Origin of the sequence: Streptomyces pacificus (assembly GCF_011766325.1) — a bacterium.
Lineage (GTDB): Bacteria > Actinomycetota > Actinomycetes > Streptomycetales > Streptomycetaceae > Streptomyces > Streptomyces pacificus.
In genome coordinates, this window is sequence record NZ_BLLG01000010.1 from 177,972 (window position 1) to 191,637 (window position 13,666).

Sequence of the window (13,666 nt, forward strand, 5' to 3'; positions counted from 1 at the left end):
TCGTGCCCATTCATCTGCAATGAAACGCTTCTCGGCCGATTCCCTCAATCCCCTTGCGGGCGATCCCCACTCAGACAGCCACCGGGCGGCCTGACGATCCGAACGACCCTGGACCCGCTCCCGGGCAACCCGCTCCCGGGCCATCCCCCCTCAGAGCCTTCCGGGGCGCTCCCGCGGGCCGGCGGGGCGGTGCCCGCCCGGCTCAGGGCATGGTCCCGCCCGGCTCAGGGCATGGTCTGCCCGGACTGGGGAGGCGCGGCACCGGAGGTCTTGTCGGCCGCGACGAGGGACTTCGCGAGGGGGATCCTGGCGAGGGTGAACACGCCGAAGGTGATCAGGGCGAGCCCCAGCAGTTCCGGCAGCAGCCACCAGCCGGTGCGCACATGCTCCTCGTAGAGGGTGACTCCGAACAGCAGGCTCAGGGTGGCGTCCCCGAGGGTCAGCGCGGGCTGGGAGGCGACCAGCGGGCCCGCCTGCAGGGCGTTCTCCAGCAGGAACAGCGCGGTGCCGCCGGTGACCGCGAAGGCGTACACCTCCCAGGAGGTGAAGAAGGCCGCGGCTCCCTCGTCCTCGAAGATATGGGTCGCCGACTTCATCAGCGCCGCGGTGAGGGCGTAGCTGATGGCGGTGGCCGTGCCCAGGAGGGCGGCGCGGGTGCGTCCCACGGGACGCCGCAGGGCCACGGCGGAGAGCACCACGATCGCCCCTCCGCAGAAGGCGAGCGCCGGTACCCAGCGGTCCAGGGGCACCTGCGTGCGGTTTCCGGCCGGGGACAGCGCGGCAAGGGCGACACCGAGGCCCACCACGACGAGGCCCACTGCCGCCCAGCCGGCCCGGGGAAGCCCCCGGTGCATCACCGTCGAGGCGATGATCAGCGCGAGCGGCAGTTCGAGCACGAACAGCGGTTGGACGATGGCCAGCGGCCCGGTGTTCAGCGCCAGGGCCTGGCACACCCCCGCCACGAGGACGGCGGCGATCCCGGCCAGCCAGAGGGGGCGGCGCAGCAGATCGAGCATCAGCCCCGGGCGCAGACCGCTGGAGCCGGGCACCTTGAGTGCCTCCTGGCGCTGCAGCACGGTGGCGGTGGCGTTGCTGAGCGCCGAGGCGAGGGCGAAGGCCACCGGCAGCAGGAGCGACTGCACCGTCCGATCCTCCCGCCTCCCACCCCGTGGCCGCTGTGGCTCCTGCCATCGTGAACCGGCGTGGGGCACCCCGCGATCGGGGACGCCCGACCGCGGGCCGTTCGGGGACGCCCGACCGCGGGCCGTTCGGGAACGCCCGACCGCGGGCCGGGCGAGGGCCACGCCACCGCGGACTCGCCGTCCGGGCCCCCGGACTCTGCCCCGGTGACCAGCACCGGCCGCATCGGGCACCGCCGCGGCGGCCCCACCCCTCACCGCAGCCCCGCCCCCGTTCACCCCCGGGCACGGGCGGAGGACAGGGCGGGGCGGCCGGGCTGCGCTTCCGTCAGGGCCGTCCCACAATGGGCAGCGGGTCGCTGTCCGGCCCGTCCACGCCGCCACGGCGGCGTCGGCCCGAGAGGAACGTGCTCATGCGCGCTGAGTCTTCACCGGCCGCCCGGACGGGGGCCGCCATCGCGGTCACGGACGCACTGCCCTGCATCCGGCCCGGGTTCCCCCCATCGGGCCGGGCCGTACCGGACCGGGCAGCATCGGGCCGGGCCGTACCGGACCGAGCCGGGCCAGGCCGGGGCGGGCCGGGCACCGCCGCGGGACCCGGCGCCCGCGCCCGGGCCCCCGGTGAACTCCGTCCGGCGGCGGCCCGGACCGCTCGCGGCGGGGGCCCGCCGTGAAGAGCGGCGCCGAGCGGACGGAGATCCTGCACCGGTCGCTGCGGGTGTCCCTCGCCGCGTCCGCAGGCTTCTACCCCTTCCTGTACTGGCTCGACGAGCCGGTGCTCGCGCTCTACGCGCTGTTCGCGCCGATCGCCCTCGGTCTGCTGTCCTCGATCCCCGGATCGGGTCGGCAGCGCGCCGTGGTGATGCTGAGGGCACTCCCGGTGGGTCTGCTGCTGGTGGCCCTGGGGACCCTGCTGGCGGTGCAGACGTGGGCGGCGGCGCTCGGCATGCTCGTCGTGGGCTTCCTGCTCTCCTTCGCCGCGGTCGCGGGGCCGCGCCCGGCCGGGGCGGGGCCGGGACTCCAGCTCTTCTACATCCTGGCCTGCTTCCCGCCCTACCAGCCGGAGACTCTGTGGCTACGGCTGGCCGGGCTCGTCTTCGGGGTGCTGGTGCTGGCACTGTGCGAGCTGCTCCTGCTGCCGCAGTCAGCGGGCCCGAACTACCGGACGGCTCTCGCGGGGGCCGTGGCCACGGCCGGCGACACCCTCGCGGGCCGAATCCGCCTCTCCCCCGAGGACCTGCGGGCCGCAGGTGCGCGTCTGCGGCTGTCCCAGTTCCCGCCGGCGGAGCGTCCGGCGGGTCCCGGCCGCGCGGTCCGCGGACTCTCCCACGCAGGCGGTGCGGCCCGCCGGCTGCTGGAACAACTGGCCCATCTGACCGAGTCCGGCGAACTCCGTCCGCTCGTCCCTGGGAACCCGGCCGGGGGCGGCGGGAGCGGCGGGAGCGGCACCCGGAGCAGGAGCGGGGACCGGCCCGAGAACGGCGGCGCCGGGGGCGGGAACAGCAGCGCAAGCAGCACCGGGAGCGGGAGCGGTGACGGCACCGTGAGCGGCGGCGGGGCCCCTGAAGGTGCGGACGCGGCGTCGCGCTCGCTGCTGCCGCAGATGGCGTCCCTCTGCGAGGAGACCGGGGCTGCCCTGCGGGCGGGCCGTCCCTCCTCCGGACCGGACCGGATGGACGAGGCGATCCACGATTTCCAGCAGACACGCGTACGGCAGGTGACGGGGCCCCCCGCCGACGTGCCCCCGGTACAGGTGCTGCACCGGCAGGCCGCGGTACTGGCCGTCGCCGAGTCGGTGCGGATCCTGGAGATCTCGGTACGGGTCGGCCTCGACGGGCGGCGCACCCCGCCGATCGAGCCGCGGGAGCTGTTCTGGTACGCCCATACTCCCGCCCCTCAGCTGTGGATCCGCCGCTTCACCGGCAATATGACCCTGCACTCGGTGCAGTTCCAGAACGCCGTGAGGATCGCGCTCGCCCTCGCCGCCGCTCGGCTCGTCGCCGGCTCGCTGGGCCTCAACCACGGGTTCTGGGTGCTGCTTGCGGTGCTGACGCTGAGCCGTACCACCTTCGGCCAGACCTGGGCGGCCATCCGCAGGGCGGTCGCGGGCAACCTGGTGGGCGCCGTCGCCGCGGGCGGCCTGCTCATCGGCCTGGGGCAGCACACCGACGTGTACGCCGCGCTCCTCGCTCCCGGCATGCTGCTCGCCTTCGCGCTCGGGCCGCTGCTGGGCATCGCCTGGGCGCAGGGGCTGTTCACCCTCGTGGTCGCCATCGCGTTCGCCCAGATCGCCCCGGCGACCTGGCAGCTGGCCGAGGCGCGCATCGTGGACGTGGTGACCGGGAGCGCCATCGGGCTGCTGTGCGCGCTGCTCGCCTGGCCGGCCGGCGCCCGGCGGGAGGTGCGGCGGACGATGGCGGAGCTGCTGCACGCGTGCGGCCCCCTTGTCAGGGGAACCGTCGCGGTGCTGACGGCCATGCCGCCGGGTTCGGGCACTCCCCCGCCGACGCAGCCCGCCCTGCACCGGCTGCGCCTCGCCGAGGCCGCGTACGACCAGTTCCGCAGCGAACCGGCCGGCAGCGGAACCGCCCGCGCCGACTGGCACGCCGTGCTGATCGCGGCCCGTCAGGTCCTGCTCGGCGCCCACTGGCTGCCCCGGTTCGACCTGCCCGCGGCCGCGCTTCCGGCGGACGCCGCGGACCGGGCACGGGCCGGTGCCCGCGCGGTGGCGGACACCACCGTCCGGCTCGCCTGCCTGTGCGCGGGGGACCGTCCGCCGGATCGCGCCGCGACCGGCGCCGCGACCCGGTCCGCGCCCTGTTCGCCCGCCGGGCCGCCGCTGCCCGCGCTGGTCGACCTCGAGGTGTGGCTGCGCGGCCTCGACGCCCAGTTGGCCCGGATCGAGGCCGGACTGCCGGAGACGGCCGGCCGGCACCGGGCCTGACCGCCGCCCGGAGCCCGCGAGGAGGGGGCCGCCGCGGGGTCGGCCCTGGCCGGCGGTGATGTGCCGCGTGGCCGGATACGGGGCCGCGGGCCTGCTCACCGACGGCGAGGTATCGCTGCAGCCCCGGCTGTGGACGGCGGTGGCTGTCGGCCTCGGCTGGGGAGCCGTCGCGGGACCGGTCGGAGCCCTGGCCGCGGCACCGGGGCGGCACCCGGGCGGGTGAGGGGCCGAGCCGTACGGCCGTGCCGGCGGCGCGGTCGCCGCGACCGCCCGGGCGTTCCCCGGCGAGCCCCGGAGAGCCCCGGAGAGCATTCCATGTCCCCGGGCGGCCGCGGCTCGGCCGACGGGCTCAGGATCGTCCCGGCACGCGCGGGCCGTCGTGGTGGATCGGTGTGTGGGCGCCCGTCAGCGGGGCGCCGCCGCCTCCTCGGCGGCCGGCGACGATCTCCGCCGCGATGGACACCGCGGTCTCTTCGGGCGTACGCGCCCCGAGGTCGAGGCCGATCGGCGAGCGCAGCCTGGCGAGTTCGGCTTCGCCGACGCCCGCCTCGCGCAGCCGGGCGTCGCGGTCCCGGTGGGTGCGGCGCGAGCCCATCGCCCCGATGTAGGCGACGGGCAGCCGCAGGGCCCGCTCGAGCAGGGGTACGTCGAACTTGGCGTCGTGGGTGAGGACGCAGAGCACGGTGCGGCCGTCGACCTCGGTCGATTCCAGGTAGCGGTGCGGCCATGCGACGACGATCTCGTCGGCGTCGGGGAAGCGGGCCCTCGTGGCGAACACCGGGCGGGCGTCGCACACGGTCACGTGGTAGCCGAGGAACTTGCCGACGCGGCAGAGCGCGGCGGCGAAGTCGACGGCCCCGAAGACGATCATCCGCGGGGCGGGCATGCTGGACTCGACGAGCAGGGTGAGCGGCCGGCCGCAGCGGGAGCCGTCCGCCCCGATGCCGGCAGTGCCCGTGCGCCCGGCCTCCAGCAGGGCGCGGGCCTCGGCGGCGGCGGTGCGGTCGAGTTCCGGGTGGCCGCCGAGGGTGCCTTCGCAGGAGCCGTCGGCACGGACGAGGAGTGCGCGGCCCATGAGTTCGGCGGGCCCGTCGGCGATCCGCGCGACCGCCGCCGCCTGCCCTCGTGCGGCGGCGGCAAGCGCTGCCGCGAGGACGTCGCGGCCGGGGGAGTCCGCGCGGACCGGGGTGACGAGGACGTCGATGGTCCCGCCGCAGGTCAGTCCGACCGCGAAGGCGTCGTCGTCGCTGTAGCCGAAGTGCTCCAGGACGGACCGGCCGTCCGCGAGCGCCTGCCGGCACAGGTCGTAGACGGCGCCCTCCACGCACCCTCCGGAGACCGAGCCGACGGCCGTGCCTTCGCGGTCGACGGCGAGCGCGGCACCGGGCGGGCGGGGTGCGCTGCCGCCGACGGCCACGACGGTGGCGACGGCGAAGTCGCGCCCCTGCCCGACCCACCGGTTCAGCTCGTCGGCGATGTCCAGCATGTCGGTCTCCTCGAGGTGGTGGATGCGTGGAGGGCGCGGCCGGGCCCGGTGGACCCAGCGGGCCTTCGACCGGGCTCAGCGGAGCCCCGGCCGGCCCTCGATCGGGTTCAGCGGACCCCCAGCCAGCCCTCGATCGGGTTCAGTGCGAAGAACACGAGGAAGACGGCGGTCAGGCCCCACATGAAACCGCCCACCTCCCGGGACTTGCCCTGGGCGGCCTTGATGGCGGCGTAGGAGATGACACCCGCCGCGACACCGGGGGTGATGCTGTACGTGAACGGCATCAGCACGACGGTGAGGAAGACCGGGACGGCGACGGCGCGGTCCCCCCAGTCCACGTGCCGGGCGTTCTGCATCATCATCGCACCGATGACGACCAGGGCCGCGGAGGCGACCTGGGGCGGCACGATCGCGGTGAGCGGGGTGAAGAAGAGGCAGGCGGCGAAGAACAGCCCGGTGACGACCGAGGCGAGGCCGGTCCGCGCCCCCTCGCCGACGCCGGTCGCGGACTCGACGAACACCGTCTGGCCGGAGCCGCCGGAGACACCGCCGATCGCACCGCCCGCGCCGTCGATGAAGAGGGCCTTGGACAGGCCGGGCAACCGGCCGCGCTCGTCGGTCAGCCTGGCCTCCGTGCCGACGCCGATGATGGTGGCCATCGCGTCGAAGAAGCCGGCGAGCACCAGGGTGAAGACGATGAACCCGACGGTGATCGCGCCGATGTCGCCCCAGCCGCCGAACTCGACGTGCCCGAAGAGCGAGAAGTCGGGCATGGAGACGGCGCCGCCGGCGAGCTCGGGCGGGGACATGTTCCAGGCCTTGGCGTCGAGGCCGACGATGTTGTGGACGGCGACGGCGACGACGGTGCCGGCGACGATGCCCACGAGGATGGCGCCGGGTATCGCACGGGCCTGCAGCATGAAGATCAGCAGCAGGGTGAAGCAGAAGACCAGGACCGGCCAGCCGGCGAGTTCACCGCCGGCGCCGAGGGTGACGGGCGGGCCGAACTCCGCGCCCTTGCCGACGAATCCGGCCTTGACCAGGCCGATCAGCGCGATGAACAGGCCGATGCCCATGGTGATGCCGTGCTTGAGCGCGAGCGGGATCGCGTTCATGATCAGCTCGCGCATGCCGGTGACCGCCAGCAGGCAGATCACCAGGCCGTACATCACGCACATGGCCATCGCCTGCGGCCAGGTCATCTGGGGGACGACCTGCGAGGCGAGGACGCCGGAGACGCTCAGGCCGGCCGCGAGGGCGAGCGGGACCTTGCCGACGAAGCCCATCAGCAGGGTGGTCGCCGCCGCCGCGAAGGCGGTCGCGGTGATGAGCCCCGGTTGGCTGAGGACGTTGCCCGCGACGTCCTCGCCGTTGAGGATCAGGGGGTTGAGCAGGAGGATGTACGCCATCGCCATGAAGGTGGTGATGCCGCCGCGCACCTCGCGCGCGAGAGTCGATCCTCTTTCGGAGATGTGAAAGTACCGGTCGAGCCAGGACCGTCCGGCGGGGACGCGCGAGCCGGAGCCGGCGTCCTCGGCGGCGGTTCTCGGCTCCACTGACGACTGGGTCATGGTTGCCTACTCCCAAGGTTCACAGGGGCACCCGCGGGGCAGTCGAGACCTCGCTCGAGTCGCGGGATTTGGGATCTTGCGCTGGCTGCACGACCCGGGGGACGGCCCGAGGCGAACGGTCTGCGGGGCGGGGAACCCTCGGGGTCCGGTCCGCAGTTCTTCGGGTGCTGCTGGTGCCGGGCGCCTGGTGCGCCGCCCGGCTTCCCGGGGACTGGTCCCCGGAGGTCCTTGTGCGCCCCCGTCGCGGCGGCGGGGGTTCCGGGGCGGTGGCCCCCCGGAACCCCGGCGGCTCAGGTGCCGGTGAGGTGCTCCGGCCGCACCGGCGTCCGGTTGAGCTCCAGGCCCGTCGCGTCGCGGATCGCCGCGAGGACGGCCGGGGTGGAGGACAGGGTCGGCGCCTCGCCGATGCCGCGGAGCCCGTACGGGGCGTGCTCGTCGGCGAGTTCGAGCACGTCGACCGGGATCGTCGGGGTGTCGAGGATGGTGGGGATCAGATAGTCCGTGAAGGAGGGGTTGCGCACCTTCGCGGTCCTCGGGTCGACGATGATCTCCTCCATGACGGCCACTCCCAGACCCTGGGTGGTGCCGCCCTGGATCTGCCCGACGACGGACAGCGGGTTCAGCGCCTTGCCGACGTCCTGGGCACAGGCCAGCTCGACCACCTTCACCAGGCCGAGTTCGGTGTCCACCTCCACGACGGCGCGGTGCGCCGCGAAGGAGTACTGGACGTGGCCGTTGCCCTGGCCGGTGCGCAGGTCGAAGGCCTCGGTCGGGCGGTGCCGCCACTCGGCCTCCACCTCGACGGCCTCGTCCTGAAGCACGTCCACCAGGTCGGAGAGGACCTCGCCGGCGTCGGTGACGACCTTGCCGCCTTCGAGCAGCAGCTCGGCGGTGGCCCAGGCCGGGTGGTGGGAGCCGAACCTGCGGCGGCCGATCTCCAGGACCTTGTCGCGGACCAGCTCGCAGGAGTTCTTCACCGCGCCGCCGGTGACGTACGTCTGGCGGGAGGCGGAGGTGGATCCGGCGGAGCCGACCCGGGTGTCGGCCGGGTGGATGCTCACCCGGGTGACGCCCAGCTCGGTGCGGGCGATCTGGGCGTGGACGGTGACACCGCCCTGGCCGACCTCCGCCATCGCGGTGTGCACGGTGGCGACCGGCTCGCCGCCGACGACCTCCATGCGGACCCTGGCCGTCGAGTAGTCGTCGAACCCCTCGGAGAAGCCGACGTTCTTGATGCCGACGGCGTAGCCGACGCCGCGGACGACGCCCTCGCCGTGGGTGGTGTTGGACAGTCCGCCGGGCAGGGCGCGCACATCGGCCTCGCCGCCCGCGGTCTCCCACTGGCGCTCCGGCGGCAGCGGGCGGGCCTTGACGCGGCGCAGGAGTTCCGCGACCGGCGCCGGGGAGTCCACCGGCTGCCCTGTGGGCATGATCGTGCCCTGCTCCATGGCGTTGAGCTGCCGGAACTCCACCGGGTCCATCCCCAGCTCCGCCGCGAGCCTGTCCATCTGGGCCTCGTAGGCGAAGCACGCCTGCACCGCGCCGAAGCCGCGCATCGCGCCGCAGGGCGGGTTGTTGGTGTACAGGGCGACGGCCTCGATGTCGACGTCGTCGACGGCGTACGGGCCGACCGACAGCGAGGAGGCGTTGCCGACGACCGCGGGGGAAGCCGACGCGTAGGCGCCGCCGTCCAGCACGATCCGGCACTTCAGATGGGTGAGCTTGCCGTCCCTGGTGGCGCCGTGCTCGTAGGACAGCTTCGCCGGGTGCCGGTGCACATGGCCGAAGAAGGACTCGAAGCGGTTGTAGACCATCTTCACGGGCCTGCCGGTGCGCAGCGCGAGGAGGCAGGCGTGGATCTGCATGGAGATGTCCTCGCGGCCGCCGAAGGCCCCGCCGACGCCGGAGAGCGTCATCCGCACCTTCTCCTCGGGCAGACCGAGGACCGGGGCGATCTGGCGGAGGTCGGAGTGCAGCCACTGGGTGGCGACGTACAGGTCGACACCGCCGTCCTCGCCGGGCACGGCGAGCCCGGACTCCGGGCCGAGGAAGGCCTGGTCCTGCATGCCGAAGACGTACTCGCCCTTGACGATGACGTCCGCGCGCTCGCGGGCCCGGGCCACGTCGCCGCGGACGATGGGCTGGCGGTGCACGATGTTCGGATGCGGGACGTGGCCGATGTGGTGGTCGTCGCGGCCCTCGTGGACGAGGACGGCGCCGGGGGCCGTCGCCGACGCCTCGTCGGTGATCAGCGGCAGCTCCGCGTAGTCGATCCTGATCTTGGCGGCGGCGCGGCGGGCGGTCTCCGGGTGGTCGGCGGCGACCAGGGCCACCGGCTCGCCGTGGTGGCGTACCTTCCGGTGCGCGAGGACGGGCGTGTCCTGGATCTCCAGTCCGTAGTTCCTCGTGTCCGTCGGCAGGTCGTCGTAGGTGAGGACCGCGTGGACGCCGGGCACGGCCAGCGCCTCGGAGATGTCGATGGAGCGGATCTCGGCGTGGGCGACGGTGGAGCGCAGCGTCTGGCCCCACAGCATGTCCTCGTGCCACATGTCCGAGGAGTAGGCGAACTCGCCGGTGACCTTGAGGGTGCCGTCGGGGCGGAGGGTGGACTCGCCGATGCCGCCCCTGGACTGCGAACCCTGGGTGACCTTGGTGGGGGTGCCGGCCGGGACGGCGTCGGCCCGGGTGTCGGGTGCCATGGTGTCAGACCGCCTCTCCCTGGCGGGCGGCCGCCAGGCGGACCGCGTCGAGGATCTTCTCGTAGCCGGTGCAGCGGCACAGGTTGCCGGAGAGCGCCTCACGGATGTCCGCGTCGGACGGAGAGGCGTTGCGCTCCAGCAGTTCGTCGGCGGCGACCAGCAGGCCCGGGGTGCAGAAGCCGCACTGCACGGCGCCGGCGTCGATGAACGCCTGCTGGACTGGTGACAGTTCGGCGCCCTCGCCGGTCTGCGAGTCCGTTCCGCCGGCGCTCCACCGCCGGGCCTCCTGCAGCGGCGTGCCGCAGGCGCCCGTGGCGCATCCGCCGTGTCCGTGCTCGGCGCGCTGCCGTCCCCCGTGTCCGTGCTCGGCGCGCTGCCGGGCGAAGTCCGCAAGGCCCTCGACGGTGACCACGTCTCGGCCCTCGACCTGCCCGGCCGCCACCAGGCAGGAGCACACCGGGACGCCGTCGAGGCGGACCGTGCAGGAACCGCACTCGCCCTGCTCGCAGGCGTTCTTGGAACCGGGCAGCCCCAGGCGCTCGCGGAGCACGTAGAGGAGGCTCTCGCCCTCCCAGACGTCGTCGGCTTGCTGCTGACGGCCGTTGACCGTGAAGTTCACCCGCATGGTCATGCAGCTCCCTCAAGTGTGCGGCCGCTTCGGCGGTACTGCTCCCAGGTCCAGCCGAGCGTGCGCCGGGCCATGATGCCGACCGCGTGCCTGCGGTACCGCGCGGTGCCCCGGACGTCGTCGATCGGGTTGCAGGCGCCGGAGGCGAGCTCCGCGAACCGCTTGGCGACCGAGGGGGTGATGGCCCCGCCGCTGTCCCAGCAGCCGCCCTCCTCTAGCGCGGCGCTGAGGAACTCCTCGGCCGCCTCGGCGCGCACCGGGGTGGGCGCCGCGGAGCCGATGCCGGTGCGCACCGTGCGGGTCCCGGGGTGCAGCGCGATACCGAAGGCGCACACGGCGATGACCATGGCGTTGCGGGTGCCGACCTTCGCGTACTGCTGGGGTCCGTCCGCCTTCTTGACGTGGACGGCCCTGATGAGCTCGTCCGGGGCGAGCGCGTTGCGCTTCACACCGGTGTAGAACGCGTCGATCGGGATGAGCCTGCTCCCCCGCACCGACTCCGCCTCGACCTCGGCGCCGGCGGCCAGCAGGGCCGGGTGGGCGTCACCGGCGGGGGACGCGGTGCCCAGGTTGCCGCCCACGCCGCCGCGGTTGCGGATCTGCGGTGAGGCGACGGTGTGGGAGGCGAGCGCCAGACCGGGCAGCTCGGTCCGGAGGTCTTCCATGATCCGCGTGTACGGGACGGAGGCGCCGAGCCGGACGCTTTCCCCGCCCACTTCCCACTCGCTCAGCTCGGTGATGCGGTTCAGGTCCAGGAGGTGCTCCGGCCGCCGATGGTCGAAGTTGATCTCGACCATGATGTCGGTGCCACCCGCGATGGGCACAGCGGCGGGGTGCTCGGCCTTCGCGGCGAGCGCCTCCTCCCAGCTGGCGGGGCGAAGGAAGTCCATGGCGGCTCTCTTCTCCGTGAGATAGGTCGTTCACTGGGGCCCGGGAACGGCCGGCCCTGGCGGGATGTACATGTCCTGTTAACGCGGTGCGGCCCAGTACACAAGGACCGCCCCGCCGGGTGCAGTCACCGAAACCATGAAGGAGTTGGCTGGCCTCCACCCTCGTCTTGTAGATTCGAACGAAAGGCGGAGGCCGTTGACCCGTCCGTTTTCGTCTCATGACCCCGGCCCCCTCCCCTTCTCACCACAGCCCAACGGCACGACACGACAGATCGGCGGCGACGAGATGCGGCTGCGCGCACTGCTGGAGACCGAGGCGCTGGGACTGCGGCTGCTCGGCGGCGACGACGAGCTGGACCGCACCGTCCGCGGCGTGATGACCACCGACCTGCGCGACCCGAGCCGCTACCTCTCGGGCGGTGAACTCGTGCTCACCGGGCTCGCCTGGCGGCACGGCGCCGACGATTCCGAGCCGTTCGTGCGGATTCTCGCCGGCGCGGGGGTCGTCGGACTGGCAGCGGGCGAGGCGGAGCTCGCCGGCATCCCGGACGACCTGGTCCTGGCCTGCGAGCGGCACCGGCTGCCGCTCTTCGCCGTGGACGAGGACGTCGCGTTCGCGACCATCACCGAGCATGTGGTACGCCAGGTGTCGGGAGAGCGGGCCGGTGACCTGGCCGCCGTGGTCGAACGCCACCGCCGGCTGATGACCTCGGGGCCCACGGGCGGCGGCCCCGAGGTGGTCCTCGACCTCCTCGGCTCCGACCTGGACCTCCGCGCCTGGGTCCTGTCCCCGACCGGGCGCCCGGTCGCGGGCGCCGGTGAACCGCTGCCGTCGGGGACCGGCGCCGCACTGGCCGCCGAGCATCTGGCCGCGACCCGCACGGGACGGCGCGGACCGCACCGCGCGACCGTCGGCGGCACCACGTATTCGCTGTTCCCGATCCGGAACACGGGCCGGGCCCCCGCTCCGGCCTCCCGGGACGTCCGGGAGAGCGTGCTGTCCGACTGGCTGCTGGCCGTGGAGGCCGACGCCTCCGACTGGCCCGCCGCCCGGCTCGACCTGCTGCAGGGCGTCACCCAGCTGATCGCCGTCGAACGGGACCGGCGGGACGCGGCCCGCACGGTGCGGCGCCGCCTCGCCCAGGAGGTCCTGGAACTCGTCCAGACCGGCGCCCCGCCCGCCGAGATCGCCGCCAGGCTGAGAGTCGCCGCCCCCGTACTGCTGCCGGGCCTCGGCACGGCGCCGCACTGGCAGGTCGTCGTGGCCCGCATCGACTGGGACGCACAGGGCGGCGGCTCCCCCGTGGAGGCCGGCCCGGCAGCCCAGTCGCTCCTGGAGGAGATCCTCGCGGACCCGGCGGACCCGGCCTCCGAGACCGCGGAGCGGATCGCCGTCGCCCACACCGGCACGGAGGCCGTGGCGCTCGTCCCGCTCCCGGCGGCCGGGACCGCCGGGGGGGCGCGGGCCGGCACGGCAGACGGCGAGGGGGGAGCCGGCGAGCCTGCACACGACGGCGGGGCACGCGACGGCGGGGGAGACAGTGGGGAGACAAGCAGTGGGGAGGGAGAGGCGGGAACGGGAGAAAGCGGGAAGGGGGAGAGTGGGAAGAGCGGGGAGCAAGACGGCGGGGAGTCAGGCGCCGCTGAGGCGGAGCGCGGCATGGACCGGACCGCACTGCACGCGGACGCCCTGCTCGCCACGGTCCGCGAGACGCTCTCCGCCGGGCTCGCCGACGACGGCCGCCTCACGCTCGGCGTCAGCGCCGCCGTCCACTCGGCTGAAGGGCTGCGCGGCGCCCTGGAGGAGGCCCGGCACGCCCGCCGCGTCGCGGCCGCCCGGCCGGGCCGGGTGTGCGCGGCCGGCCACCACGAGCTGGCGTCACACGTCCTGCTGCTGCCGTTCGTCCCCGACGACGTACGCAGGGCGTTCACGGCCAGGCTCCTCGACCCCCTGCGCGACTACGACCGCCGCCACCGCGCCGAGCTGGTCGAGACACTCGAGGCGTTCCTGGACTGCGACGGTTCCTGGACACGCTGCGCGAACCGGCTCCATCTGCATGTGAACACGCTGCGCTACCGGGTGGGGCGGATCGAGCAGTTGACGGGCCGGGACCTGTCGCGACTGGAGGACAAGCTGGACTTCTTCCTCGCCCTGCGGATGAGCTGAGGCAGCCCCGGGGGCCCATGCGGCGGGGCGGTCGGGGCCACCGGAGGTGGTCGGCGGAGGTGGTCGGCGGAGGTGGTCGGCGGAGGTGGTCGGCGGAGGTGGTCGGCGGAGGTGGTCGGCGGAGGTGGTCGGGGTGACCGGA

Annotated in this window: 9 protein-coding genes; 3 read left to right on the forward strand and 6 right to left on the reverse strand. The window is 74.2% G+C overall.

Annotation, left to right across the window (positions count from 1 at the left end):
• Positions 1 to 224: 224 nt before the first annotated feature.
• The gene (locus tag SCWH03_RS18065; RefSeq protein ID WP_173265290.1) at positions 225 to 1,142 is read right to left on the reverse strand and encodes a DMT family transporter; all 918 of its coding nucleotides are present in this window, start codon (positions 1,140 to 1,142) and stop codon (positions 225 to 227) included.
• Positions 1,143 to 1,809: 667 nt separating this feature from the next.
• Between SCWH03_RS18065 and SCWH03_RS18070 the strand changes: the two genes are divergently transcribed.
• Together SCWH03_RS18070 and SCWH03_RS18075 are read left to right on the forward strand one after the other, a co-directional pair.
• On the forward strand, positions 1,810 to 4,083 hold the full coding sequence (locus tag SCWH03_RS18070) for an FUSC family protein (protein WP_173265291.1): 2,274 nt from the start codon (positions 1,810 to 1,812) through the stop codon (positions 4,081 to 4,083).
• Between the two features lie 67 nt (positions 4,084 to 4,150).
• Positions 4,151 to 4,306, forward strand: a complete 156-nt coding sequence (locus SCWH03_RS18075; protein ID WP_173265169.1) for a hypothetical protein — start codon at positions 4,151 to 4,153, stop codon at positions 4,304 to 4,306.
• Between the two features lie 126 nt (positions 4,307 to 4,432).
• Here SCWH03_RS18075 and SCWH03_RS18080 read toward each other — a convergent pair whose 3' ends face one another.
• From SCWH03_RS18080 to SCWH03_RS18100, 5 genes are all read right to left on the reverse strand, one after another.
• Complete coding sequence (locus SCWH03_RS18080) at positions 4,433 to 5,569, reverse strand: XdhC family protein (RefSeq protein ID WP_173265292.1); 1,137 nt, start codon at positions 5,567 to 5,569, stop codon at positions 4,433 to 4,435.
• 107 nt (positions 5,570 to 5,676) lie between these two features.
• Positions 5,677 to 7,140, reverse strand: a complete 1,464-nt coding sequence (locus SCWH03_RS18085; protein ID WP_173265293.1) for an NCS2 family permease — start codon at positions 7,138 to 7,140, stop codon at positions 5,677 to 5,679.
• 290 nt (positions 7,141 to 7,430) lie between these two features.
• Positions 7,431 to 9,839 (reverse strand): xanthine dehydrogenase family protein molybdopterin-binding subunit, encoded by a 2,409-nt coding sequence (locus tag SCWH03_RS18090; RefSeq protein ID WP_173265294.1) that lies wholly within the window; start codon positions 9,837 to 9,839, stop codon positions 7,431 to 7,433.
• A gap of 4 nt (positions 9,840 to 9,843) precedes the next feature.
• Positions 9,844 to 10,464, reverse strand: coding sequence for a (2Fe-2S)-binding protein (locus tag SCWH03_RS18095; protein ID WP_173265355.1), 621 nt, complete (start codon positions 10,462 to 10,464; stop codon positions 9,844 to 9,846).
• Between the two features lie 2 nt (positions 10,465 to 10,466).
• Positions 10,467 to 11,357, reverse strand: a complete 891-nt coding sequence (locus tag SCWH03_RS18100) for an FAD binding domain-containing protein (RefSeq protein WP_173265295.1) — start codon at positions 11,355 to 11,357, stop codon at positions 10,467 to 10,469.
• Positions 11,358 to 11,643: 286 nt separating this feature from the next.
• On the opposite strand from SCWH03_RS18100, the gene SCWH03_RS18105 reads away from it, so the two are divergent.
• Positions 11,644 to 13,524, forward strand: a complete 1,881-nt coding sequence (locus SCWH03_RS18105; protein WP_173265356.1) for a PucR family transcriptional regulator ligand-binding domain-containing protein — start codon at positions 11,644 to 11,646, stop codon at positions 13,522 to 13,524.
• Positions 13,525 to 13,666 lie beyond the last annotated feature (142 nt).